A 26,108-nucleotide genomic window follows, 5' to 3' on the forward strand; every position below is an offset into this window, starting at 1 on the left:
TTAGTCAAGAATCTCAGTTACCTGACCAGCTCCTACGGTACGGCCACCTTCGCGAATAGCGAAACGAAGACCTTTTTCCATAGCGATTTTGTTGATCAGTGTTACATCGATTGTGATGTTATCACCTGGCATTACCATCTCAACGTTTGCAGGCAGTGTAATTTCACCCGTTACATCCGTGGTACGGAAGTAAAACTGCGGACGGTACTTGTTGAAGAATGGAGTGTGACGACCACCTTCTTCTTTCGACAGTACGTAAACCTCAGCTTTAAACTTCGCGTGAGGCTTAACTGATCCTGGCTTACAAATAACCATACCACGACGGATATCGGTTTTTTCAATACCACGGAGCAGAAGACCTACGTTATCACCAGCTTCGCCACGGTCCAGAATTTTCCGGAACATTTCAACACCTGTAACAACTGATTTCAGGTTTTCAGCACCCATACCCAGGATTTCAACTGGCTCACCCGAGTTGATTACACCCCGTTCGATACGACCTGTAGCAACTGTACCACGACCTGTGATCGAGAATACGTCCTCTACAGGCATCAGGAACGGAAGATCCGTTTGACGAGGAGGCAGTGGGATGAAATCATCTACATTCTGCATCAGATCTTCGATGGTAGCAACCCATTTAGCATCGCCGTTCAGGCCACCAAGAGCCGAACCTTGAATAACTGGGATGTTGTCACCGTCGAAATTGTAGAAGCTTAATAGCTCACGGATTTCCATCTCAACAAGCTCAAGCAACTCAGGATCGTCAACCATGTCCACTTTGTTCATGAACACAACGAGCTGGGGTACACCTACCTGACGAGCAAGCAGGATGTGCTCACGAGTTTGTGGCATTGGTCCGTCTGTAGCCGCTACCACTAGGATAGCACCGTCCATCTGCGCAGCACCCGTTACCATGTTTTTTACATAGTCGGCGTGACCTGGGCAGTCAACGTGAGCATAGTGACGGTTCGCCGTTGCATATTCAACGTGCGATGTATTAATGGTAATACCCCGTTCTTTTTCTTCAGGGGCGTTGTCAATCGAGGAGAAGTCCCGAATCGCGGCCAGACCCTTTTCGGCCAGCACTTTCGTAATGGCAGCCGTCAGCGTCGTTTTACCGTGGTCAACGTGACCAATCGTACCGATGTTTACGTGCGGTTTCGAGCGGTCAAAATTCTCTTTTGCCATGTTTTTAAAACGCTATTGTGAACTGTTGTTTGTTATTGAATGAATTCGCTGAACTCTATTTAAACCCAGCGAAACCATCCCGTTTAAGGTCTGACGCCATTTGGGCTTAAAACCGCACGGGCGGCTCTATCAAAAAAGACTTCTTTCGAAGTCTTGAGCCGTTACGGGGACTTGAACCCCGGACCTCTTCCTTACCAAGGAAGTGCTCTACCGCTGAGCTATAACGGCAACTCTTAAAGTTATAAAGTTGTAGGGTTATACAGTTGCAAAGCCTATTCACCAACTCTATAACTATACAACTTTATAACTCAGCACTTGAGCGGAAGACGGGTCTCGAACCCGCAACCTATAGCTTGGAAGGCTATCGCTCTACCAATTGAGCTACTTCCGCAAAAAAGAAGTTATACAGTTGTATGGTGATAAGGTTGTAAAATTTCGTGCTACGCAAGCAAACTCTACAACTTTATGACACTATAACTTTATAACTTCTTTTGTGGGGAGTGGAGGATTCGAACCTCCGAAGGCGTACGCCAGCAGATTTACAGTCTGATCCATTTGGCCACTCTGGAAACTCCCCAAAAAACTATGTTAAAGAACCTTTACCCTCTCCGTTTCCGGTTTGGAGTTGCAAAATTACATGTTTTTATGGTGTTGTCAACACATGGCTTAAAAATTATTTAAGCTCATCTGCTTTTACCTCAATAATTGCGTCAGTTGCATGCCTTTAGAATAGTACATTTCGTTGATCCGCCAACGTCCGGCCACTTGCTGCATATCTACTTTAACTTCCTCTGGCTTACCGTTTTCCTCAAACGTTACATAAACAATTGCGCGGGTTCCACCTATGGCAGCAGGCTCAACCCACATCTTTTTTATAGAAGAATCAGGGGCGTTGAAAAGCAAATTTATTTTTGAGCGATTAACCTTCCCGTCCTTTTTTTGCGCATCGGCCCAAATAATATCAGAGGTAGATTTTGTAAAAAACTGCTCGATCAGACTACGATCTTTTGTTTCACGTAATGGATTTTCTTTTTTGTTATGCTCGAAGTAAAGAGCACGTACCAGACGATCGGCCGCCGAACGCGGAGCACCTTCAACCGGACGTTTGGCCAGCAAGGAAGCACTATCTTCTGGTGCTTTTACCGTTGTCGACGTAGTAGAGGATTCCTGTTTAGACTTATTCTGGCAGGACAAGCTCGAACTAATGACAAATAGCGCGATAAAAAAACGTAGATATAGCATAATCTAGAAAGTAAGGTTCCGTGTTTCAATATTCATTATCTAACCAGAAACACGGAACCTTACTTCTTTTACTATTACCAAACTTTAATTCGATCTTCAGGACGCTTATACATCTTATTGCCGGGCTGCACATTGAAAGCCTGATACCATGCATTAATATTCGACAGTGGCCCATTGCAACGATAAACTCCTGGTGCATGAGGGTCAACCATAATTAACTGCGCCTGTGTTTCCGGTAATACGTTAATACGCCACACTTGCGCCCATGACAAAAAGAACCGTTGATCGGGTGCGAAACCATCAATCATACTTTTCTTTCCTGTCTGTTTGCCCTGCGCTGTTTTCTTGAACGCATCATAGGCAATAGCCAAACCACCCAGATCGGCCAGATTTTCGCCGAGCGTAAGCTGCCCATTTACTTTTATGGAATCCAACACTTTAAAACCAAAAAACTGCTCCTTCACCTGATCGGCACGTTTCTTGAAATTATCGGCATCGGATTTTGTCCACCAATCACGTAACGTACCATCGGCATCATATTGGCGACCAGAATCATCGAATCCATGGGTCATTTCGTGGCCAATAACAGCTCCGATACCGCCATAATTGATAGCATCGTCAGCCTCCGGATCGAAGAATGGAAATTGTAGAATTGCAGCCGGGAAGGCAATCTCATTGTTAACCGGGTTGTAATACGCGTTAACCGTTGGCGGAGTCATACCCCATTCAGTACGGTCGACAGGTTTTCCTAGGCGATTAATCATGTGGTTGTATGACCACTTAGCTGTTGATTTCACATTTTCGTAGAAACCATGTCGGTCTATGGTTACGCCTTCATAGGCTTTCCATTTATCAGGATAACCGATTTTGCGTTTGAATGATACCAATTTCGTAAGGGCCCGCTTTTTGGTATCTTCACTCATCCAGTCAAGATTATTAATGTGCTCTTTGAACGATGCTTCCAGATTATCGACCAGTACCATCATGCGTTGTTTCGCTTCGGGCTTGAAGTATTTCTGCACATAGAGCTGACCCAGCAAATCGCCCATAGAACCGTCGATTTGTGAGCTGATACGTTGCCAGCGTGGCGTTTGCTCTTTCTGGCCCGTCAGAATTTTAGCGAACGCAAAATTTTGTTTAACAAACGCATCACTTAAGTAAGGAGCTGCATTTTTAAGAATATTCCAGCGCATATACGTACGCCATTCTTCAATTGGTGTAGCCGTAATCAAACTATCTAGTGAGCGAAAAAAAGCCGGACTCTGTACCAATACTGTATCCTGTCCTTTAACTCCATATTTCGCCAACTGCTCAGTCCAGTTAATTCCTGGTGTTTGCTGATTAAATTGAGTGGCCGTTAACTTATTGTAGGTTTTATACGGATCACGCATCTCAACACGGGCCATCTGGGCTTTGGCCAGCGCTGTTTCTACCCGTAAAATCATATCCGCTTCCTGCGAAGTCTGGGTCGGTTCTTCGCCAATAAGCCCCAGTATTTTGGTCAGGTGTTCGCGATAAGCATCCCGGATTTTTGTGCTACGTGCATCGTTTTTTAGATAATAATCTCGGTCGGGCAACGTAGTACCACCCTGATTAAACTGAGGCAGGTATTTCGCTACGTTCTTACGATCCTGCACAATCCCGAACCCAAATAACATTCCGTTGCCCTGTGTCCGTTGATAGGCGAGTTCTTCTAGAAAAAGCGCTTTCGTATTTACTTTTTCGATTCGGGCCAAATCAGCTTTAATCGGTTCAAAACCGCGTTTTTCAATCGTCAGGCTATCCATACCACTGGCGTAATAATCGCCAACCATCTGATATAAACGTCCTTTGGTCGTTGTTTTCGATGATTCTTCGAGCAATGCTTTCATCGCATCCAGACTTTTTTCGCGCAGCTCATTAAAGCTACCCCAAGATGTTTTAGAAGCTGGAATTTCGTTTTTGCGTAGCCAGTTCCCATTGGCATATTGATAGAAATTATCTCCCGGCTTCACAGACAAATCCATGTTTTCGGGATCTATGAATTTTCGGGGTGCCAGAGCGGCAACGAACGCAAACGTCAGAAGAGTGAGTAAAATAAAAGTGGCTTGTTTATTCATGCCGTTACGACAATTTAAAGAGAGAAATAGAGCAAAAATACGTAAAAACAGTCGACCGCTACGTGAAAATCTGCGATTAGAAATAACTGACTGAGTTACTTCCGATCACAGATTTCCACGTAGCGGTCGCTACTACGTTCCTACGAACGAATTATTTGCTGGCTGTCAGATTAGCCTTAAATTCTTTATTATATGTACCTGCTTTATATTGATCAAAAGGCTCTTTCTGGTGATAATTCTCGGCAAAATACGTAATCACCTGATGGAAAGTCCGTGGCTCCAGATAACCGGCAATCGGCTGAATCAGGTTAAATTTTTCATCCAAGAATACTGTTGTTGGGTAGCTCATTTGATTGCGCAATAACGCTGCCGCCAGTTCATGCACCCCCCGACTTCCACCACTGATATATTTGAACGTCTGCTTGCCCAGCGTTATATCGCCGGTCTGCTCAGCATTGAAGCGAACAGGATAAAAATTTTCGTTAACGTAATCGACAATAGCTGGCTTCGAGAACGTTTCCCGGTCCATTACCTTACACCAGCCGCACCAATCGGTATACACATCAACTACAAACTTTTTGGGTTTCTTTTGAGTCAGCGCATACGCTTCCTGAATGGTCAGCCATTTAATATGTTTGCGTTCATCAGTAGGCTTAACCGAAGATTGTTCACCTGGCAACGTAGTACGAAAGGCACTCGCTGTGATCAGAACGAAAGCGACAAAAAAAAGAAGCAGACGGTTCATAGGGGAATGTTGTTTTTAAAAATAACGCCTGTTACGGTGATAAAATTGGCAAAACGGCGTAATAAAATAATCTCTATTAAACCCAAATCAACAGAAGCCAATTATGCTACGTTAATCGGCCATGCTACGTATCGCCCGAATAATGTCACGTTTGTGTGGAGGACCAGGATGTTTTTCAACCGTTAATCCAGCCGCGCGCATGTTGCGCTGAACGTAGCTCTTTGAACAATAGGTAGTCAATATACCATTTTTTAGCAAGAATTGCGCCATTTTCGAAAAAATAGCGGGTTCCCAAAGTTCAGGCTGAGCCGTGGGCGCAAAGGCATCAAAATAAATCAAATGGTATTGATTTTCAGGAGTAAACTCTTCCAGTCTGGCCTCAAATTTGGTAAGCGTAAAATATGGATTGATCTCGATGGGCTTTTGCCAGGGTGATTCATGCAGGCTACTGAGGTAATCGGTTCCTAACAACGTATCGAAATTAAGTTGACGAGCATCTGCTACGTTCATCGGATACGCTTCAACTGCCGTATAATATAGTTTACGTTTCCGTAAGACAGCTTCATTTGCAGTAAGCAACGCATTCAAACCTGTTCCAAAACCCATTTCGAAAATATATAGGTCATCAGACGGGAACGCATCAAAAGCCGCATGCAACCCTAATTCGATAAATACTCGCTGCGATTCCTGAAGTGCTCCGTGAATTGAGTGATACGTTTTATCCAGTGCCTGATTGACGGCCGTATGCGAACCATCGCCAGTTACTACAAGCTCAACATCTGCTGTCATATACTATTAATTTTTGGCCTACTTTTGTCTAAAATTAATGGCTAGGCAACGTGAACATTCTCCCCTATCCACTTTACATTATTCAGTTATATCGATGATTCAACGCGTTCAATCAATCTTTTTGTTCTTTATTGTTATTGCAATGGGTGTTGCGCTGTCGTTTCCAATCTGGGAAAAAGCCGGAACAACATTGCCGGGGATGGCCCATTTAACGGCTCTGCAATACAGCCAGCAACAACCTGTTGTCCAACAGCCCGGCCTACCTGCACAAACTGCCCCATCAACTCAGGTAGATTCCGTATGGTATCTGGCACTACTGATTGCCCTAGTTGGGCTGACGTCGCTTTATGCGCTTTTTCAGTATCGTAACCGCCTGACACAAACAGCTTTATGTGCTGTAAATGCGCTAATGCTTACCGCCATAATGGGAATTGTTCTGTACCGGACACTATATTCGGGCAAAGGGTATGGCAACCCAGAGGATCAGGGAACATTTCTGACCGGATTTTACGCCATTATTGTTGCTCTTGTCTGTAACGCGTTAGCCAACCGATTCATTCGTCGCGACGAAAAACTCGTACAGGATTCCAAACGCCTGCGGTAACCGTTTCCTTTTTTCGCTGTTGTCTGCACTAGAAAGTGACCTGACATAATTACCCAGCAAGAGTCTATTTTTAGTTTTTTGAAACACCTACCGACCAGAATCAACGATTTATCTGATTCTGATTGGTAGGTGTTTTCTTTGGTGAAAAATCTTTACTAATATTATCGGTCTAGACTCGCTATATACTACGTCATCAACCCTTTATGAAACCGTTTCAGCACGTAACATTCTTTGTTCACGTCATACTTCTTGGTATTGGCCTTTCGCAAATCACTCAGGCACAATCGAACATACCAACCCCAAAATTTGCATTCGCCGAGCCAGCGCTATCGCCCGATGGTTCTGAGATTGCTTTTGTTTCTGGCGGAGATATCTGGACCGTATCGGCTGTTGGTGGCGAAGCCCGCCTTTTGGTCGCTCATGCCGATAACGAAACACGTCCGCTCTACTCGCCCGATGGCAAATACCTTGCATTTGCATCAACCCGTTCGGGAAATGGCGACATCTATTTACTGACGTTAGAAACAGGAACGCTACGTCGTCTGACCTACGACGATGGAAACGAGAGCATTACAGCTTGGGCGAATGATAGTAAAATGGTATATTTTCAATCGACCAGCCGCGACATTGCTGGCATGAACGATATCTATCGGGTGGCCGTAGCGGGAGGAACGCCCATGGCCGTTACCGCCGACCGGTATGCTAGCGAATTTTTCGGCACACCGTCGCCCGATGGTACTACGTTGGCGTTTTCAGCAAGGGGTATTGCCGCAGCGCAATGGTGGCGAAAAGGCAGTAGCCACCTCGACCAATCCGAAATCTGGAGTTGCAAGATCGGTACAAAAAAGGGCGATAAGCCAGTTTATACACCGATTACTACGGGAGGAGCCAAAGAGCTATGGCCTTTATGGAGTCCCGACGGACAGACAATTTATTACATGTCGGATCGTAGTGGCAGTCAAAATCTGTGGGCAAAATCATTGAAAGGAGAACCCACGATGCTCACTACGTTTAAAGATGGGCGCGTTCTTTGGCCATCGATCAGTCACAACGGAAAGACAATCGTTTTTGAGCGGGATTTTCAAATCTGGAAATACGACGTAGCAGGTAAACAAACCGCACCTGTTTCTATTCGATTACGCGGAGCTGCCGCAGGTCCATCGGTCGATCACCTGAAATTATCATCACAGTTCCGGGATTTGGTCGTTTCGCCCGATGGCAAAAAAGTAGCCTTCACAGCACACGGAGAAGTCTTTGCGGCCTCAGCAAAAGATGGTGGCGATGCTACCCGGGTGAGCAACAGTCCTGCACTGGAATCGCAACTTGTCTGGACACCCAACAGCCGCACACTATTGTACATAAGTACACGTAGCGGCTCTGCCAATCTCTATCAGTACGACTTTTCGACGCAGACCGAAACCCAACTGACCGATGCGCAGCAGGACGATGGAGCACCCCTTGTTTCTCCCGATGGGAAAGAAGTGGCTTTTCTACGAAATGGGCAGGAATTACACGTACTGGAATTAAGCAGCAAGAAAGATCGAATACTGTATAAAGGGTATTTAGGACGAGGAGTATTTTCTGGTCAGGGAACGGTGGCATGGTCGCCAGATGGTAAATGGCTGGCTTTTGCGGCTTATGGAGCGAAAACGTTTCGAAATGTTTGGGTTGTTCCAGCGGCTGGTGGTGAAAGTAAACCCATTAGTTTTCTGGCCAATACGTTTGGCGGCAATGTCAACTGGAGTCCCGATGGAAAATACATTCTGTTTGGCACCAATCAACGTACTGAAATGGCGCAGATAGCGCGTGTTGATCTGGTTCCAAAGCTGCCGAAGTTTAAGGAAGACCAGTTTCGCGATCTATTCAACGAAGAAGTTCCGAGAACCATGCGTCCGGCTACCACACCCGTTGCTCCCGCTACGTCCGAAAAAACTGCCGCCCGCGATACAGCATCTGCGGCTAAGGTAAAGGCCGCGACAAAAGAAACACCTCAAATCGTTTTTGACGGAATTCGGCAACGGCTCAGCCTGTTGCCTATCGGCATGGAAGTAGATGCTCAGTCAATTAGTAAGGATGGGAAAACGCTCTTATTGGTAGCCAGCGTAGCGGGTCGGCAAAACCTGTACACTTACTCACTCGACGAATCGACCAGCGAACGTAGCATTGCCCGACAGCTCACCACTACGCCCGGTCAGAAAAGTAATGCCCAATTTACGGCCGATGGCAAAGACGTTTTTTACCTCGATCAGGGACGTATTCAATCCATCTCCTTGGAACGACGCGAGCCTAAGCCCTTGAACGTATCAGCCGAACTGGATGTCGACTTCTCAACTGAAAAAATTCAAGTCTTCCGGCAAGCGTGGGATTTTCAGAACAAAAGCTTCTACGACCCGGAGTTTCACGGTGTAGACTGGCAGGCCGTCCGCAAAAATTATGAACCGATGGCAGCCGGAGCCCGTACACCCGACGAACTACGTCGACTACTGAGCCTGATGGTGGGCGAATTAAACGCATCCCATTCTGGTGTTGCGGGTCCGCAGGGATCAGTCGATATTACAACGGGCCGCTTGGGCTTACGCTTCGACCGTATTACGTATGAAACTACCGGCAAATTGCAGGTAACAGAAGTCGTTACGCTCGGACCGACGGCGATTGCTGGCTCCGTTAATGTGGGTGATTATTTGCTTGCTATTGATGGAAAAACGATTGATGCCACAACCAATATAGACGAACTGTTGAGTAATAAGATCAACCACCGCGTTACGTTGGCAATAGCATCTGCTCCAACTGCTACGTCTCACGATGTAAACGTATTGCCAGTCAGTCTATCCACGGAAAAAGGCTTACTCTATAAGCAGTGGGTTCAGCAGCAACGCGACTACGTATCTAAAGCGAGCGGAGGACGATTGGGGTACGTTCACATGTTCGATATGTCGGCCGAATCGCTGAATCAATTGTACATCGATCTGGATGCCGACAACCATGCTCGGGAAGGCGTAGTTGTGGATGTTCGCAATAACAATGGCGGTTTTGTGAATGCGTATGCGATTGATGTGTTTGCCCGAAAAGGCTACATGACTATGACCTCTCGAGGATTACCCTCTGCTCCCGCCCGCACACAACTGGGCCAGCGAGCACTGGAAAAACCAACGATTCTGGTTACGAATCAGCAATCACTCTCCGATGCAGAAGATTTCACAGAAGGTTATCGGGCACTTAAACTCGGCAAAGTAGTCGGTGAGCCAACTGCTGGCTGGATCATTTTCACCTCAGCGGCACAACTGATCGACGGTTCTTCGATACGTCTCCCCTTCTCTAAAATCACCGACAATTCGGGCAAAAACATGGAACTGGCTCCTCGTCCGGTCGACGTACCGGTGACAAGACCAATCGGCGAAAGCTATACAGACCAGAATACGCAATTGGACGTAGCGGTAAAAGAGCTTACGAAACAGTTGGACGACACAAAAGCGAATAAACTTAGTAGTGGGAAATAAATACAGCCGTGATTTATAAAGAACAACCTGATAGACAATGAAAAAGCAATTCTTACTCCTCTTTCTCTCAATTACCTCACTTTGCCAGCTCAACGCGCAGGCACCCACCAGCGGTTCCGCAACCATTGCTACGTTCACCAATGGCATGGAACGTAATCAAGGGTTCATGACCTATTACTGGGACGCCAAAAAGGGGAAAATCTGGCTCGAAATCGACAAGTTTGATACCGAGTTTCTATTTTACCCAACCCTCGCACAGGGAGTTGGCTCCAACGATATTGGCCTTGATCGTGGTCGTTTGGGACAGGAGCATATCGTTAAATTCCAACGTAGCGGCCCGAAAGTACTTCTGATTGAGCCTAACTATTCATACCGGGCTATTAGTAACGACCCACTCGAACGTAGAGCCGTTGAGGAATCGTTCGCCAAGTCGGTTCATGCTGGTTTCGACATTGTTGCGGAAGAAAACGGCAAAGCGCTCGTCGATTTGACTGCTTTTCTGATGCAGGATATGGTTGGCGCGGCTCAGGCCATTTCCCGCACCAAACAGGGAGCGTTTAAATTCGATGCCTCGCGCAGTGCGATGTATTTGCCCCGAACCAAAGCGTTTCCGCAGAATACTGAGTTTGAAACCATCATTACGTTGACCGGCGATAATCCGGGCGCTTATCTGCGTGAGGTTGTCCCTACACCTTCTGCCGTGACTGTTCATCAGCATTATTCGTTCGTTCAGTTACCCGACAACAACTACAAACCGCGCGCCTTCGACCCACGTATCGGGTATGGCGGTATCGAATATTTCGATTACGCTACGCCGGTGAGCCAGCCTATTATGAAGCGGTATATTTCGCGGCATCGGCTGGAGAAAAAAGATCCTTTGGCGGCTGTCAGCGAAGCAGTTAAACCAATCGTTTATTACCTCGACCCCGGTACGCCAGAGCCAATTCGGTCGGCATTGATGGAAGGAACGGCGTGGTGGAATCAGGCTTTTGAAGCGGCTGGTTTTAAAGATGCCTTTCAAGTGAAGTTGCTACCACCCGACGCAGATCCAATGGATATTCGGTATAACCTTGTTCAATGGGTGCACCGTTCTACCCGTGGCTGGAGCTATGGAGCTAGCGTTATTGACCCGCGTACAGGCGAAATCATCAAAGGCAAAGTAACACTGGGTTCGCTACGTGTTCGTCAGGATTATCTGATTGCGCAGGGATTAGTCGGCGATTTTTCTGGTACTACGTCTCCTTCACCCGACCCGATGATGGAAATGTCGCTTGATCGGCTTCGGCAATTGGCGGCTCATGAAGTTGGTCATACGCTCGGTCTTCCCCACAATTACATAGCCAGCACGCAGGGCGGTGGTGAATTTGGTCGCGCTTCAGTTATGGATTATCCAACAATGGTTGCCAAAGTAAAAGGTGCCAGTATCGACATTTCTGATGCCTACACGAAAGCAATCGGTACGTATGATAAATGGAGCATCCGCTATGGCTACGAACAATTCCCGAACGGCACCGACGAAAAACAGTCACTCGACAAGATTGTGAACGATATGCACAAGTCGGGGCTTACGTTCCTGACCGACAAAGATGCCCGCCCCGAAGGTTCGGTTCACCCCGCAACTCACCTGTGGGACAATGGCATGAACGCTATCGACGAATTAAAACGAGTTTCGGAGGTACGGAAGATCGCGCTGGCCAATTTTACGGCCAAGAAAATTCCGGTCGGAACGCCAATGGCGACGCTTGAAGAAGTGCTGGTTCCGATGTATATGTTTCACCGGTATCAGGTTGAAGCGGCTGCGAAAGTGATAGGTGGACAAACCTATACAAATGCGCTACGTGGCGATGGTCAGCCTGTTACGTCGGTGGTACCGGTGCAGGAGCAAAAACGCGCTTTGGCTGCGTTAATCGCCACCATTGACCCTGCATTTTTAGCCGTTCCAAAATCCATACAGGCCCTGATTCCACCGCATCCGTTCCGCTACGATCCCAATCCGAGAGAAGTGTTCAAACGACGTACCGGCTTATCATTCGACCCGATGGCTGCTCCCGAAGCGGCTGCCGGTATGACACTGCAAATGCTATTGAATCCCGAACGTATCAGCCGTCTGGTAGGCCAATCAGCTCTTGATCCGACACAACTTAGCCTTGAAGCGATGCTCGATCAGTTACTGGCTGCTACGTGGTATAAAGCGGAACCAGCCGACAGTTATCAGGCTGAAGTAAAACGGCTAACGGATAAATTATTCCTGCAAAAATTAATCGATTTATCCGGCAATCAGGATGTTACGTCGCAGGGGCGCGCGATGGCTTTATTGAAAATCAACCAGCTAAAAACAAAACTAACTGCGTCGGCAAATAAACCGAACGTAGCAGCGCATAACCTGTTTGCGCTCGATCAAATTCGCCGGGCGGGAGATAATCTGGCCGAAGTTCGCCCGACGAATGCACAAGCCCCACCCGATGGCATGCCTATCGACACCGGTCAGGAATGGCTGGCTCCAGCTTGCGAATGGCCTTGAGAATTTTGAGGTTAGCCGGAAAAGTTTATTAACCAGTTTTTAATTTAGAGAACGTGCAACCTAACTTTGGCTGCACGTTTTTTTGTTATCGCAACATCTTATGAAACAATTCTTTGTTTCGATTGCCTGTCTAAGCACAAGTTTTGCATTGGCACAACAGCCCGTCTCCCCTTCTGACTCGACTCGCACACCAGTTACTGCTACGTCGGCGGTTTCTAAACCGACTGCGGAGAAAAATGAACTGAAATACAATCTCAACGAATCCGGTTCACACTTCTTCAAGGTTACGTTCCTGAATCAAACGTGGCTCCGCTTCAACGAGAGCAATCCGGGCACAACGGTTATCAGCGAACCCAAAGCCAGTACGTTCGATATTGGTCTTCGCCGAACACGCATGCAGTTATTTGGTCAGATCAGCGATCACGTTTTTTTATACATGCAGTTTGGCCTGAACAATTTCAATTACCTGAATGGCGGATTCAGCCCCAATGGATCATCAAATCGTAAAATTCAGGCATTCTTTCATGATGCCCTCGGCGAATACCATGTCTGGAAAAATAAAGATTACCTGAAAATTGGAGCGGGACTAACGATTGTGAACGGCTTGTCGCGGTTTTCAGCGCCCAGCGTCAGCTCGATTATGAGTCTGGATGTGCCGGTATTTGCCCAAGCCACCGTTGACCAGACTGACGAATTTTCGCGCAAACTCAGCCTGTACGCACGCGGTCAAATCGGGCGTCTCGACTATCGGGTAGCCCTCAGCGATCCCTTTCCGATTCAAACCAGCGGCTCGGCACTTCCGACCTATGGCCCGAATGCTATTTATGCGTTGAAAGGGCATCAGAAGCAATATCAGGGCTTTTTCATGTGGCAATTCTTCGATAAAGAAGCCAATCAGACACCGGGATATAACACGGGAACGTATCTGGGCACTAAGAAAATCGTCAATCTGGAAGCCGGTTTTATTACCCAGAAAAACGCAATGGTACGTGTGCCAACGGCTGGCGACACTACGTATCAGAACATGAATTTATGGTCGGTTGCTACGTTTCTCGACATGCCGCTTAACAAAACGAAAGGGACAGCCATAAACGCTTATCTCGGCTATTTCCATACCGACTACGGCTCAAATTATCTCCGTTTCAATGGTATCATGAATCCAGCTAGTGGGTTGGCATCGGGTTATCCTGCCGGAACGCAGGGCAACGCGTTTCCAATGTTTGGCACGGGCAGCGTAGTATACACGCAGTTTGGATACCTGATGAACCGTGATTTGTTTGGTCCGGGAAACGGTACGTTGATGCCATACGTACATGCCCAAATTGCCAGCTACCAACGTATCATCAAAACCCTTGGTGTTTATAACATCGGTATCAATTACCTGATCAAAGGCCACAACGGCAAACTCACCCTCGATTATCAGAATCGACCGTATTATCAGACATCAGGAACTCAACTGGCTCCGACAGGTCGGCGCGGGCAGTTCACCCTGCAATATCAAGTCTTTATTTAACGTAACGCGAACAGAATGTCCGCGTTACGTTAAATCGCGTTACGGTAAGCCACGTTAATCTTTAAAGCTTCTGTCATACGGAAACTGACGAGAAGCTTTCCGCATGATGGTTGTGATAATACTGCCCGTATCGCTGCCAAAACCGCGTGAGAGCGATTTATCATATTTCCAGAGCAAATCCCCCGTTTTGCCATCGTTAATGTTGATGGTGGTCTTGCCCGTATTGGTCGCGCCACCAAAGCCAACGAGTACCGTCATGGCAACAGCCGCGCCATTCGACATGGGCTGGGAACTTTCGAACGTACCAGAGACGATACCATCTACATTCAGGATTTTAGCCAATTCTTCCGGTGTAAAACCTGCCAGCGTTTCATACGTAACGGCGTTACGTTCGAGCAGGGCATTCGTGCGGGCCGGGTCCTGAAAATCGACCAGAATATCGTTACTTTCTTTACGTTTCAGGAAATACGAATGAACGGCACTCTGAACACCCTGCCCTTCCCGTTTTTCGAGGGCTGCCACACCAGCCGGGCCGCCGTTTTTCTGAACTTCATTAGGTCGAAGCTGGAGCGTTGTTTTAAATGGAAGGATAGCCAACAATTTATGTTCTTTGGCCAACGTATTAAAATTCGGATTGGTATAAATCTCGCGCGTTTGGGAGAAACTGGCCGTTAGTGACCCAAGCATGAGTAACGTAGTGAATAGAGATTTCATAGTTGTTTACTGGTAAAAAGATGCTGCATAGTTACAGGCCATCGCTACAGCAAACCATCAGATCATCCATGAATCGTCATAATTAACGTATGAACTGCAAAAACAAAAAAACCGACTTGTGCAGCCGGTTTTAATGCATGAATCCAAAGCTTAAGATTTCGTATCAACTGAATCTGAAACCTTAGCGACTATTTTTAAAGCACGTTCAACGTACTCAATACGCCGTTCATACCGCGTACAGCATCAGCCGATTTATTGAAAGCCGCCTGCTCTTCGTCGTTCAGTTTATAATCGATGATTTCTTCCCAACCGTTACGTCCTAATACAACCGGAACGCCCAGACAGATATCCGACTGACCATATTCTCCTTCGAGCAATACGCAGGATGGGATAACCCGCTTCTGATCGCGCAGGATGCTTTCAACCATATACGCGCCAGCAGCACCCGGTGCGTACCATGCCGACGTACCAATCAGGCCTGTCAACGTAGCACCGCCTACCATTGTATCAGCCGCTACTTTTTTCAGCGTTTCGTCGTCCAGGAAATTACCTACCGGAACACCAGCTTTCGTTGCCAGACGTGTCAGCGGAATCATCGTCGTATCGCCGTGACCACCAATAACTGAAGCCTGCAAATCGTTTGGCGAGCAGTTCATCGCCAGCGACAGGTATGTTTTAAAACGCGCTGAATCCAGTGCACCACCTAAACCGATAACCCGATTTTTTGGCAAACCCGACGACTTCAACGCGAGGTAGGTCATCGTGTCCATTGGGTTCGAAATGATAACAAAAATGGTATCGGGCGAGTATTTGAGTATATTTTCTGTTACGCCCTTTACAATGCCAGCATTAATACCAATCAGGTCTTCGCGCGTCATACCAGGCTTACGTGGCAACCCAGACGTAATGACAACTACGTCAGAACCAGCGGTTTTTTCGTAATCATTGGTAGAGCCAGTCAGTTTAACATCGCAATCGAGCAGTGTTGACGCCTGAAGCATATCGAGCGATTTTCCTTCGCTGATGCCGTCTTTAATATCAAGCAGAACAACTTCATGGGCAAGCTCACGGCGGGCAATGTTATCGGCACAAGTGGCCCCAACGGCCCCGGCCCCTACTACAGTAACTTTCATACGGTATTCGGAATTAAAGGGTTAACAAGCGACCGCAAAAGTACAGCCACAGTTTAAGACAAACCAACACCAATTGTATTAAAACTAAAAGTGATGTTCATCGTTTATAGACTATTTAGAAGAAAAAATTGTTAGACATTCACAGCAATCTGCTTTACAAGATACATGCAGACAAGCATGACAATTGAAATCAATGAAAAACAAGAGTCTCATATCCCGGATTTTATCCTCTATTTTTTTCAAGCGCGCTAACGCTGGTGCTGCTGGTTATGCTCGTAATTCCCGGCGGTTATTTGAGCTGATTCGTGAAGCTGTCGATAAAAGTGGTGGCTTGTCGGGGGCTAACATTTCGGCTTTCCGTGAGCAATTAGGTGTAGTAACCAGATTGCTAAAGGCTTATGCAACAGGACAATACCGCGCCCTTCCCTGGAAAACGCTCCTTCGGGTAATTGCGGTACTTATTTATTTTGTTTCACCGATTGATATTTTGCCCGATTTCCTGCCGATTGTGGGTTTAACGGATGATATTGCCCTGATGCTCTGGCTCTTTAGCGGAATCCGGGATGATATCGAAAATTTTCGCCAGTGGGAAGACAGCAACTTGTCTGAATCAGTCTCCAAGCCTACTCAGACAATAAAAATTAGCTAATCAATCCAGCCACCCCAGTAATTTCGTAAGTCTAGCTAGATAGCAGATTAAAAAATTGCTACATACAATTAATTTCGTAATTCAGGTAAGTTTTTGTTAATTTTGCATATAGTCAAATTCCAGAAATCATGGTTCTAGCAAGTATTTTTGCAATTATGGGTTTGGGCGGTCAGGAAATGATTTTTATCTTCCTGGCATTGCTCCTGTTGTTCGGTGCTAAAAAAATTCCCGAACTCGCACGGGGCCTTGGTAAAGGCATCAGAGAATTCAAAGACGCAACGAAAGACGTCCGCGAAAACATTGAAGATGGTTTGAAAGAATCAGAGAAATAAATCTTTTTTCCATAAATAGACAATCAGGCGGCTCCAACCTTAGAACCGTCTGATTGTCTATTTATTTTCGTTTGTGTTTCTTGCTACGTAGCAGACCACAAACAGTCTCTTTTTGCTTGTGACCCTTTATCGTAACTTTTCTGCTGTTCAGGCCGATCTCAAAACTGGCGCTATTACCTGCCGCCAACTGGTGGAGCAATACCTCGACCGCATTCAGGAACACCAGCACCTAAACGTATTCACCGAACTATACGCCGACGAAGCCCGCCAACAGGCCGACATCGTTGACCAAAAACTGACCTCCGGCACCGCTGGCCGACTAGCCGGTATGGTTATTGGTATCAAAGATGTATTGAATTATACTGGCCATGAGGTTCATGCCGGTAGCAAGATTCTCGAAAATTTCACGTCACAATTCACAGCAACCGCCATTCAGCGTCTGCTCGATGAAGATGTCATTATCATTGGTCGGCAGAACTGCGATGAATTCGCGATGGGGTCTTCCAACGAGAATTCTGCATTTGGCCCCGTTCGTAATGCTGCCGACCCAGACCGTGTACCGGGGGGCTCAAGTGGTGGCTCAGCGGTGGCTGTTCAGGCTGGGCTTTGTTTAGCCAGCATCGGTTCCGATACAGGCGGTTCAGTACGTCAACCAGCTGCTTTTTGTGGGGTCGTTGGGCTTAAACCCACATACGGACGTATCAGTCGCTGGGGCCTCATTGCCTACGCATCTTCGTTCGACTGCATCGGGCCTATTGCCAATACGCCCGATGATGCTGCATTACTGCTCGAAATAATGGCTGGCCCGGATGATTTCGATAGCACGGTTTCAACACAACCCGTTGCTACGTATACCACAGCTACCCTACCCGACCGTCCGCTACGTATTGCTTACCTACGCGATGGGGTGGAAAGTGAAGGGATTGACGAATCGATACGTAACGCAACCCAGCAAAAGCTCGATACGTTAAAAGCGGCCGGCCACGTAGTAGAACCGGTAGACATATCGCTCCTGAAATACCTGCTCCCTACTTATTACATTCTGACAACGGCCGAAGCATCCTCGAATTTGTCACGTTTCGATGGTGTGCGTTATGGCTACAGAAGTCGAGCGAACGGTACATCAACAATGGATCTTTTGACGTTGTACAAAAAAAGTCGGACGGAGGGTTTCGGTTCGGAAGTACGTCGGCGGATTTTGTTGGGTACGTTTGCGTTGAGTGCCAGCTATTACGACGCTTATTACACTAAAGCTCAACAGGTTCGCCAGTTGATTCGCCAGGAGACGGAGCAGCTTTTTAAGCAGTACGATTTTCTGGTATCGCCTACCACACCCACACCGGCTTTTCGCTTAGGCGAAAAAACCGACGATCCACTACAGATGTACCTGGCCGATATTTTCACGGTACAGGCCAACGTAATAGGCTATCCGGCTATTTCGATTCCGAACGGAACCGATCCAAACGGATTACCTATTGGGTTCCAGATTATGGCTCCGCCCTTTGCTGAAGGGAGTCTGGTAGCTTTGGCAAGAAATATGATGTAAACTACTGTGTACTAGTCACAAAAATTTTCTGCTTTACTTCTTCATTAGAAAGTGAAGCAGAAAATGGCAGCTTGATTAGTGTATCATCAATATCCTGAAACAAACGTAACGTAACACCTATGAACTATCTGAACCGTAGCCTATTAAAACTGGGTTTATTGAGTGTGGGAGTGGGATTATCGATAGCCGGTCACGCAAGTCCGAGCCAGGGAGATCCGATAGGAGGCAGTTCAGTTGGGGGTAGTTCATACCGTTCCAATACTACGATTCAAGCAGACAGTACTGTTCTTAAAAAAGATACCGTAGCAATAGTACCAACCGTTCCCGACAGTTTACTACGTGACCGGCTGACCAAGCTACAAAAAACGATTCCACTGAATTACCATAAGGCCGTTCAGGCTTATGTCGATTACTTTACGTTCCGACGGGCAAGTTATACCCGTACTATGCTGGAACGAATGCCGCTCTTTTTTCCGCTTTATGAGCGCATGCTGGCCGAATATGGCTTACCTGACGAGTTCAAATACCTTTCAATTGTTGAATCGGCGCTAAATCCTCGCGCTATTTCAAGAGCTGGTGCCGGTGGTTTGTGGCAGATTATGCCGGGTACGGGCCGCGATCTTCGTCTATCTCAGGATGAATACGTAGACGAACGGATGGACCCAGTAAAAGCGACTGAAGCTGCCTGCAAATACCTCCGCGATTTATACAAAATCTTTGGCGACTGGGAATTGGCAATGGCCGCTTACAACTGTGGCCCCGGTGCAGTCAAACGCGCCATGCGTCGGTCGGGTGGTGATTCGTTTTATACCATCTATGATGCGCTACCCAAAGAAACCAGAGGATACGTCCCTCAGTTTGTGGCTTTTACGTATCTGATGAATCACGCGGGCGATCATGGTATTGTTGCCGAAAATTCAGAATATCCCATCCCGCATGATACGATTCAGGTTAGCGGTTATTTTAACCTCGAAACCTTCGCCAAACACAGTAATATGGCGCTGGCCGATTTACAGAAAATGAATCCGGCTATCACCACGACAATTCTGCCCGACTTCACCAATCGTTATCCGCTACGTGTACCGCGTCAGCAATATGATTATTTCGCCAGCCATCGTCGCGCTATTTTAGATTCAGCAAGTCGTATTCCAGGCCGTATGGATCATATTCTGCTGGCATCGGCCGAAGATATTCGCTACGGTACAGATTCAGCTAAATCGTGGGGAACCTTGAATCGGAATCCATTGGCCAACATCAGTCTGGAAGATAAACCGGCTCAGAAAGAACAAGTTGCCGTTGTGGAGCCTAATGATGAACCAGAAGAAGACATTGAAACGATTGTGATGCGGAAACCCCGTAAGCAAACGTACGTAGTCAGAAAAGGAGATAATCTCGGCGAAATCGCAGATCGGTTTAACGTAGAGCTTTATGACCTAAAACGCTGGAATCACCTTCGTTCTACGCGAATTCAACGGGGGCAAAAGCTGGTTATTCTGAAGGAAGTGGCAGAAACTCGTTCTGAGCGACTGGCCGATCAAGGCACAGCGAAAGCGCATAAAAAAGCGGCTATTGCGGCAAAAACCAAACGTTACAAACCTCGTTATCATCGCGTACAGGACGGCGATACGCTTTGGAACATCGCCCAACGTTACGATGGTCTGACGATTGAACGACTCAAAAAAATGAACCATATTCGTAGCAACTCATTACGTCCCGGCCAGAAATTAATTGTTGGCTAACAGCTTCCTACGCTATATCGATACCCACGATTTCTCTACGAAAAGTCGTGGGTTTTTCGTATCTTTATACAGTATAACCATCTCAAAAACAAGCTTTTCCTGACAAGGCATGATCGCTTATTTAGACGGAATTCTTTCCTTTAAAGAGCCTACAAACGCTATCATCGACGTCCACGGCGTTGGGTATGCTGTTCATATATCTCTTCAAACGTATTCGGTTTTGCCCGGTGGTGGCGACCGGATTAAATTATTTATTCATCATCTGTTTCGCGAAGACAATCAGGCACTTTACGGCTTTGCCAATGCCGACGAAAAGGCGCTTTTTCTTGATCTGATTGGCGTATCGGGTGTTGGGCCGAACACAGCATTGGGTATGCTGTCGGCCATGCAACCCGGCGACCTTCGTCTGGCTATTCTGGGCGAAAATGTTCGGGCAGTTCAGGCTATAAAAGGAATCGGTGCGAAAACAGCGCAACGTATCATTCTTGAGTTGCGGGATAAGATGAAAAAGGCCGGTGTTGTTCCCGACGGGCCAACGTATCGGCAACAGGCGTCAAACCCTGTTCGCGAAGAATCACTGGCTGCGTTGGTTGCCTTAGGTTTCCCCAAAGCTACTGCCGAAAAAAGCGTGGACGATGCACTCAAAGCAGAACCAAATCTGACTGTAGAAGAAGTAATTCGGCGAGCGCTACGTACCACTTAGCAACCGATTCTTTTTCAGGAACTAAAAAAAATCACTCCATCAATCGACAGAGTGATTTTTGGGTTTTGTCCAAAAAGATACTAACAATAAAAAAAGCCAAGTTATTGGTGGGTTTTCATACTTAATACCTGAAGGCGAAATTCGGACTTATTTGGCCGATCGACTCTACCGAATCGGACAAAAATTCTACTCAAATGACTATTATAGCTTTTTTTATGCTAAACGGGCTAATTGATGAAAACAATTAGCCCGTTTTAATTTTATAAAAATCAGTTCGCTTCAGGAGTCGTTTTCAGATATGCTTCCAGATACGTAGTATACTGTTGTAACAGGAGTAAATGCGTGCCAGTACTATAGGCCACGCCGTGCGCTCCGGGCGGGTAAATTCGTAAGTCTGCGTCTTTGCCTGCATCTTCCAGCGCATTCATAAGCTGGAACGTATTCCGAACGTGTACGTTCTCATCCATCGTTGAATGAGCAATAAACATTTTACCTGCCAGATTTTTGGCATAGGTCGATACCGCGCTCGCTTTATACTTCTCATCATTTTCGGGCAGAAGACCCATATATCGCTCGGTATAAATGGAATCGTAAAGGCGCCAGTCTGTTACGGGAGCGCCAACGAGCGAAACTTTAAAAACACCCGGATGCGTCAACATGGTATAACTGCTCATGTAACCGCCATAGCTATGTCCGCGAATTGCCATCCGATTGGCATCCACCCAAGGTTGTTTGGCTAACCAGTTTGCGGCTTCAACAAAGTCCTGACTTTCATATTTTCCGAGTTTCTCGTACACGATTTTTTCAAAATCACGCCCATAGCCACCGCTGCCCCGATTGTTTACGCTCACCACTACGTATCCGGCCTGAGCAAGCCACTGATGCCAGCCATTTGGATTCCACTCATTATAAACCGATTGTGCGCCCGGACCACCATAAATATCCATTACAACAGGATGTTTTTTACTGGGGTCGAAATCAAGCGGACGAATAATCGATACGTCAATTGATTGGCCATCAGACGTAGTGAAACTCGTAAGCTCTTTATGCGCGTAACCGTGGTTTGCTACGTAGTCAGATACTTTCTGATTCGTTTCCAAGGCTTTGATAAGCTGGCCTTTTATGTCGCGCAACTCAACCTGCGCGGGTGTCGATACGTTCGAATGTTTGTCGATAAAATACTGGCCGTTTGGCGAGAAATCGACCGTATGCCGACCGGGTACCGTAGTGAGTCGACGTTTATTTTTACCATCGGTATCAACCACAAATAACTGCCGTTCCAATGGCGACGCTTCTGTCGATGTGAAGTAAACTTTCTTTGCTTTCGGGTCAATGTGATGCACAAACGTTACTTCCCACTTGCCACTGGTAACAGCATTCAGAAGTTTGCCCGAATAATCGTAACGATATAAATGGGAATAACCGTCCCGCTCCGATACCCAGAAAAACTCCTGCGTGCCCGTTGGGAAATAAAGCAGGTGATTGATGCCAGCAAAAAAGTCGAAAACGTCAATCCACGCATTTGATTTTTCTTCCATAATCTGTTTGGCATCGCCCGTGCGTACGTTAGCCATAAAAAGGCGCAGGTGATTCTGTTTTCGATTCAGATGGACCAGTGCAAGTTGACCTTCTAACGATGTCCAGTAGATACGAGGAATATAACCATCCCCAAGCTCTACATTCATCCAAGCTTTTTTCTGATTCGCGATTTCAATGACACCGATACGTACCGTTGGGTTTTTATCGCCAACGCGCGGGTAGGGCAACGAGTCGTATTTCTCATCGAAACCTTTGTAATCCGTCATTTTATAGATGGGCACCTGCCGCTCGTCGGACTGCCAGAACGCGATAAATTTGCTATCGGGCGACCAGTCCCAGGCCTGCGCTAAACCAAACTCTTCTTCATAAGCCCAACCGAATCGACCGTTGTAGAAAGCTGGTTTAGCGTCGTCGGTCAACTGCGTTTCTTTCTGCGTCGCAAAATCAAACACAAACATGTTGCCGCCCCGTTCGTAGCCAATTCGCTGTCCATCGGGCGATAGTTCGGCAGTTTGCGCGTCTTTTGCTACGAGTTTCAAGGCTTTATCAGCAACCGAATACACGTAGTAATCTGACACACCCGATCGACGATAAACAGGGCGAAAATTGGTTTGAAACAGAATATTCTTCGAATCTTTTGACCACTGAAACGAACCGTAAACAAAGGGTTTATCTGTGTTCGGGAATTTTAGTTGACTTCCATCGAACACTACGTCTTCTTTCTGGTCTTTGGGCGACAGGGTTTTGATAACATTCTGCCCGTCGATAAACGAGAATTTACTTCCTCCTTCGATCCAGTTTACAGAGCGTGGCCCTTGTGAACCGTTCAGTTGCCCGCCTGAAAAGACGGCTTGCTGTAAATTGGAATATCGTTGTTTAGACTGAGCATCGGCAGTTTGCGTTCCTAAAATCCAACTAAGTAAGACGAAAAGGGCTGATAACCGTCTGGTTGTAAAGCGAGTTAACATGTATGAAGTGCTTAGTTTAGAAGTCAAATTTACGGTTAAATTTGACTTCTAAACTAGTATACATTTCGCTACGTATCTAGAACTTCACAGGCACACCTGTTCGGGTCGATTCGTAAATAGCTTGGAACAACGCCACCACTTTACGTCCGTCCTCACCCGTTACTAACGGTGGCCGCCCTTCGCGAATAGCATCCCGGAAATCGGCAATCTGTACGCCAAAATAATAGACTGTAGCGTCGATGGTATTGAAAAAAGCGGTGTCTTCTGCTACGTATTCCGCCAGCTTGTTTTCTTCGCCCGGAACACTCCAAAGGTCATTAACGGGCGGGTCGGTAATGCTCGACATACCGGCAATAAATAAGGCACCGCCATCGGTCTGTACGCCAACCGATGCGCCGTTTTCGCCATGTACGTGTACTTTTCCGAAAATGCCCGGCTTCTGCGAATTACTAACAATAATGTTGCCCAGCCCGCCATTTTTGAATTTCACAATGGCCAGTGCCGTATCATCGACTTCAATATAGGGGTGGTTCAGATTCCGCCAGACACCGTAAACCTCCTCAACATCGCCCATGTACCAGAGCAGCAAATCCAACTGGTGGGGCGACTGATTTACCAATACACCGCCACCTTCTTCGGCCCACGTACCGCGCCAGGCATCGCTCTGGTAATATTTTTCATCGCGCCAGCCCAGCATCTGAATCGTACCGAGTACGGGTTTACCAATCTTGCCCGAATCGATAGCCTCCCGGATGCGCATGGAAGGTGCATAAAACCGACGCTGGCTAATGGTGCCCAGATACCGATTGTTCTGTTTTGCCGCTTCAATCATGGCGTCACAGTCTTCAAGCGTCGACGCCAGCGGCTTTTCGATCAGTACGTGCGCTCCTGCGTTAAGAGCCGCAATAGCTGGTTCGCGGTGAGCGGGGTGCGTTGTACAGACCAGACAAAGGTCTACGTTCTCCCGATCAATCATATCATACACATCACTGTAAGCGTGGATGTTATAGTGATTTGCAAAATCTTCGGCTTTCTGATACGTCCGGCCATAAACGGCTACTAATTCGGTATCGGGAGTTTGCAGAACGGCTTTGGCGTGCAGATGCGCCACTTTGCCGGGGCCAATAATGGCAACGCGAAGGGGTGTAGGCATGAGGTTTTAATGGACAATGAATAATGGATAATGAATAAAACAGACTGCATACTGATGAATAAAATAGCTTATTACGTATTATCCTACATTTTCCATTATTCATTCTGCATTATCCATTAACATCTAAAAGCATTCAGAACTCGGCTCCTACCCGCAAATCGAATCCTTCTGCTACGTTCAGTTTCGCTTTCAGTCCTACGCCCAGCCGAATATGAGGACGTAGCGCATACAACAATTGGTACCGTTGAAACAATCGTCCATCAGGTACGGAATCGGGCTGATAGATGTTCCAGCCAGCATGTGTAGTGAACCGGTACCGACCCAGCCATAATTCATAACCTCCTAACAAACCCAGTTGCCAGCCATCTGGCGATAGCCCGTTACGTTGTCGTTGTTGCCGAACATAGCCATCACTAACACCTTCAACCCCAGCCGACAACGCATGAAACCGATTCAGTCGATAACCCGCTGTAGCCGTTAGTCCAAAAAGCCAGGTAGCCTGTTCAGGAAAATTATCGGTTTGGGGTAAAGTCCGAATGGAAGTAAACGGCATCAGACGTAGCGTCCAGTGGCTAGTTAGTTTTGGTTTTGCCCAGTTGCGCGGGTTGGGCAACGGTATTGGTCGGGGTGTATAAATCAATCCGAACGATGCAGTCGGAAAATTCATACCCCGATTGGGTTGTCGGCTGCCGCCGTTGGAAATATGATTATAATGAGCGGCTACGTTCACCTGAACGTGATCACTTACGCGAATATACGTAGCGGCTGATACCGATAGCCAGCTATTCAGCGTAGCGCCAAAGAAGGTATTACGCGGATTCGTCTGCTCGTCGAAGATGCGGGACAGATAAGCCAGCCCGGCTGCGGTTCTGATCGAAAATGAAATTGGTTTACCGTAACGAATCAACGGCTCGAAGAATGCCCCTCCGCCAACCGTTCTTCCTAGTTCTGTCGGATTGTTGAATGCTACGTAGTTTGCATACACGCCAATCCGTGCAAAACAATTACAACGTTCGAAGGCACTACGTCGTAGATTGAGCCGGCTGTATTCAACGGTGATGCCCACAGGCGTAGACTGTGAAATGGCGCGTAAATCAGGTGCATGTGGAATAATAAAGCCAGTTTGCGCATGAACACCGAGCTGTTTTTGTGTAGAGTCGATTGGTGCATCATTAAGCGAGAAAACAAGTTTCCCCAGCATCCATATAGTACCCATCATTCGCTGTTCAATTTAGGACAAAAACGAGAAAAAGTTTATATAAAATCAAATTAAATTCCGAATTATCTCTATTAATTAAAATTTCTTAAAAGCGATTTAAAAATTAGACAAAATTCTCTTTGGCATTACTCTAAATAACTTATATTTGATACGCTTTAGTACGACAAAACATTCTTCGTAGCCTGATTGCTCACTGGCCGCACTTGTGGAGCAAT

19 protein-coding genes and 3 tRNA genes are annotated in these 26,108 nt (G+C 46.8%); 9 read left to right on the top strand and 13 right to left on the bottom strand.

Features of this window, described 5'->3' with window-relative positions; translation table 11 throughout:
- From tuf to mnmC2, 8 genes are all read right to left on the bottom strand, one after another.
- Window positions 1-1,188: an elongation factor Tu gene (gene tuf / locus ACYVD4_RS15620; RefSeq protein ID WP_460947235.1), complete on the bottom strand. Its 1,188-nt coding sequence runs from the start codon at window positions 1,186-1,188 to the stop codon at window positions 1-3.
- Between the two features lie 156 nt (window positions 1,189-1,344).
- A tRNA-Thr gene (locus ACYVD4_RS15625) sits at window positions 1,345-1,416 on the bottom strand.
- Between the two features lie 90 nt (window positions 1,417-1,506).
- Window positions 1,507-1,579: transfer RNA gene (locus tag ACYVD4_RS15630), tRNA-Gly, on the bottom strand.
- Window positions 1,580-1,682: 103 nt separating this feature from the next.
- Window positions 1,683-1,765, bottom strand: a tRNA-Tyr gene (locus ACYVD4_RS15635).
- Between the two features lie 116 nt (window positions 1,766-1,881).
- Entirely contained in the window at window positions 1,882-2,430 is a 549-nt protein-coding gene (locus ACYVD4_RS15640; RefSeq protein WP_460947236.1) for a hypothetical protein, read from the bottom strand.
- A gap of 74 nt (window positions 2,431-2,504) precedes the next feature.
- Window positions 2,505-4,529 (bottom strand): M13 family metallopeptidase, encoded by a 2,025-nt coding sequence (locus ACYVD4_RS15645; protein WP_460947238.1) that lies wholly within the window; start codon window positions 4,527-4,529, stop codon window positions 2,505-2,507.
- Between the two features lie 151 nt (window positions 4,530-4,680).
- Window positions 4,681-5,274, bottom strand: coding sequence for a thioredoxin family protein (locus tag ACYVD4_RS15650; RefSeq protein WP_460947240.1), 594 nt, complete (start codon window positions 5,272-5,274; stop codon window positions 4,681-4,683).
- Window positions 5,275-5,385: 111 nt separating this feature from the next.
- Window positions 5,386-6,063, bottom strand: coding sequence for a tRNA (5-methylaminomethyl-2-thiouridine)(34)-methyltransferase MnmC2 (gene mnmC2 / locus ACYVD4_RS15655; protein WP_460947242.1), 678 nt, complete (start codon window positions 6,061-6,063; stop codon window positions 5,386-5,388).
- 94 nt (window positions 6,064-6,157) lie between these two features.
- Between mnmC2 and ACYVD4_RS15660 the strand changes: the two genes are divergently transcribed.
- The 4 genes from ACYVD4_RS15660 to ACYVD4_RS15675 all read left to right on the top strand — a co-directional run bounded on the left by ACYVD4_RS15660 (window position 6,158) and on the right by ACYVD4_RS15675 (window position 14,198).
- Window positions 6,158-6,667: a DUF4293 domain-containing protein gene (locus ACYVD4_RS15660; RefSeq protein WP_460947244.1), complete on the top strand. Its 510-nt coding sequence runs from the start codon at window positions 6,158-6,160 to the stop codon at window positions 6,665-6,667.
- A 203-nt stretch (window positions 6,668-6,870) separates the two neighbouring features.
- Window positions 6,871-10,164, top strand: coding sequence for a S41 family peptidase (locus tag ACYVD4_RS15665; protein WP_460947246.1), 3,294 nt, complete (start codon window positions 6,871-6,873; stop codon window positions 10,162-10,164).
- Between the two features lie 37 nt (window positions 10,165-10,201).
- Entirely contained in the window at window positions 10,202-12,685 is a 2,484-nt protein-coding gene (locus ACYVD4_RS15670; protein WP_460947248.1) for a zinc-dependent metalloprotease, read from the top strand.
- Window positions 12,686-12,785: 100 nt separating this feature from the next.
- The gene (locus ACYVD4_RS15675; RefSeq protein WP_460947250.1) at window positions 12,786-14,198 is read left to right on the top strand and encodes a hypothetical protein; all 1,413 of its coding nucleotides are present in this window, start codon (window positions 12,786-12,788) and stop codon (window positions 14,196-14,198) included.
- Window positions 14,199-14,252: 54 nt separating this feature from the next.
- On the opposite strand, the gene ACYVD4_RS15680 is transcribed toward ACYVD4_RS15675, so the two are convergent.
- Window positions 14,253-14,912, bottom strand: coding sequence for a hypothetical protein (locus ACYVD4_RS15680; protein ID WP_460947252.1), 660 nt, complete (start codon window positions 14,910-14,912; stop codon window positions 14,253-14,255).
- A 194-nt stretch (window positions 14,913-15,106) separates the two neighbouring features.
- Complete coding sequence (gene mdh / locus ACYVD4_RS15685; RefSeq protein WP_460947254.1) at window positions 15,107-16,045, bottom strand: malate dehydrogenase; 939 nt, start codon at window positions 16,043-16,045, stop codon at window positions 15,107-15,109.
- A gap of 193 nt (window positions 16,046-16,238) precedes the next feature.
- On the opposite strand from mdh, the gene ACYVD4_RS15690 reads away from it, so the two are divergent.
- The 5 genes from ACYVD4_RS15690 to ruvA all read left to right on the top strand — a co-directional run bounded on the left by ACYVD4_RS15690 (window position 16,239) and on the right by ruvA (window position 21,014).
- Window positions 16,239-16,694, top strand: a complete 456-nt coding sequence (locus ACYVD4_RS15690; RefSeq protein WP_460947256.1) for a YkvA family protein — start codon at window positions 16,239-16,241, stop codon at window positions 16,692-16,694.
- A 128-nt stretch (window positions 16,695-16,822) separates the two neighbouring features.
- Complete coding sequence (locus tag ACYVD4_RS15695; protein WP_460947258.1) at window positions 16,823-17,026, top strand: Sec-independent protein translocase subunit TatA/TatB; 204 nt, start codon at window positions 16,823-16,825, stop codon at window positions 17,024-17,026.
- 118 nt (window positions 17,027-17,144) lie between these two features.
- Window positions 17,145-18,572 carry an Asp-tRNA(Asn)/Glu-tRNA(Gln) amidotransferase subunit GatA gene (gene gatA, locus ACYVD4_RS15700; RefSeq protein WP_460947568.1) on the top strand — a complete coding sequence of 476 codons (1,428 nt, stop codon included), beginning with the start codon at window positions 17,145-17,147 and terminating at the stop codon, window positions 18,570-18,572.
- Between the two features lie 119 nt (window positions 18,573-18,691).
- Window positions 18,692-20,311, top strand: coding sequence for a lytic transglycosylase domain-containing protein (locus ACYVD4_RS15705; RefSeq protein ID WP_460947260.1), 1,620 nt, complete (start codon window positions 18,692-18,694; stop codon window positions 20,309-20,311).
- Window positions 20,312-20,420: 109 nt separating this feature from the next.
- Window positions 20,421-21,014, top strand: coding sequence for a Holliday junction branch migration protein RuvA (gene ruvA / locus ACYVD4_RS15710; RefSeq protein ID WP_460947262.1), 594 nt, complete (start codon window positions 20,421-20,423; stop codon window positions 21,012-21,014).
- Window positions 21,015-21,283: 269 nt separating this feature from the next.
- Here ruvA and ACYVD4_RS15715 read toward each other — a convergent pair whose 3' ends face one another.
- From ACYVD4_RS15715 to ACYVD4_RS15725, 3 genes are all read right to left on the bottom strand, one after another.
- A complete protein-coding gene (locus ACYVD4_RS15715) occupies window positions 21,284-23,521 on the bottom strand; it encodes a S9 family peptidase (RefSeq protein ID WP_460947264.1) in 2,238 nt (745 codons plus the stop codon).
- 76 nt (window positions 23,522-23,597) lie between these two features.
- Window positions 23,598-24,674, bottom strand: a complete 1,077-nt coding sequence (locus ACYVD4_RS15720) for a Gfo/Idh/MocA family protein (RefSeq protein WP_460947266.1) — start codon at window positions 24,672-24,674, stop codon at window positions 23,598-23,600.
- Between the two features lie 133 nt (window positions 24,675-24,807).
- Window positions 24,808-25,893 carry an acyloxyacyl hydrolase gene (locus ACYVD4_RS15725; RefSeq protein ID WP_460947268.1) on the bottom strand — a complete coding sequence of 362 codons (1,086 nt, stop codon included), beginning with the start codon at window positions 25,891-25,893 and terminating at the stop codon, window positions 24,808-24,810.
- Between the last annotated feature and the right edge of the window lie 215 nt (window positions 25,894-26,108).

It is taken from the genome of Spirosoma daeguense (assembly GCF_054776875.1).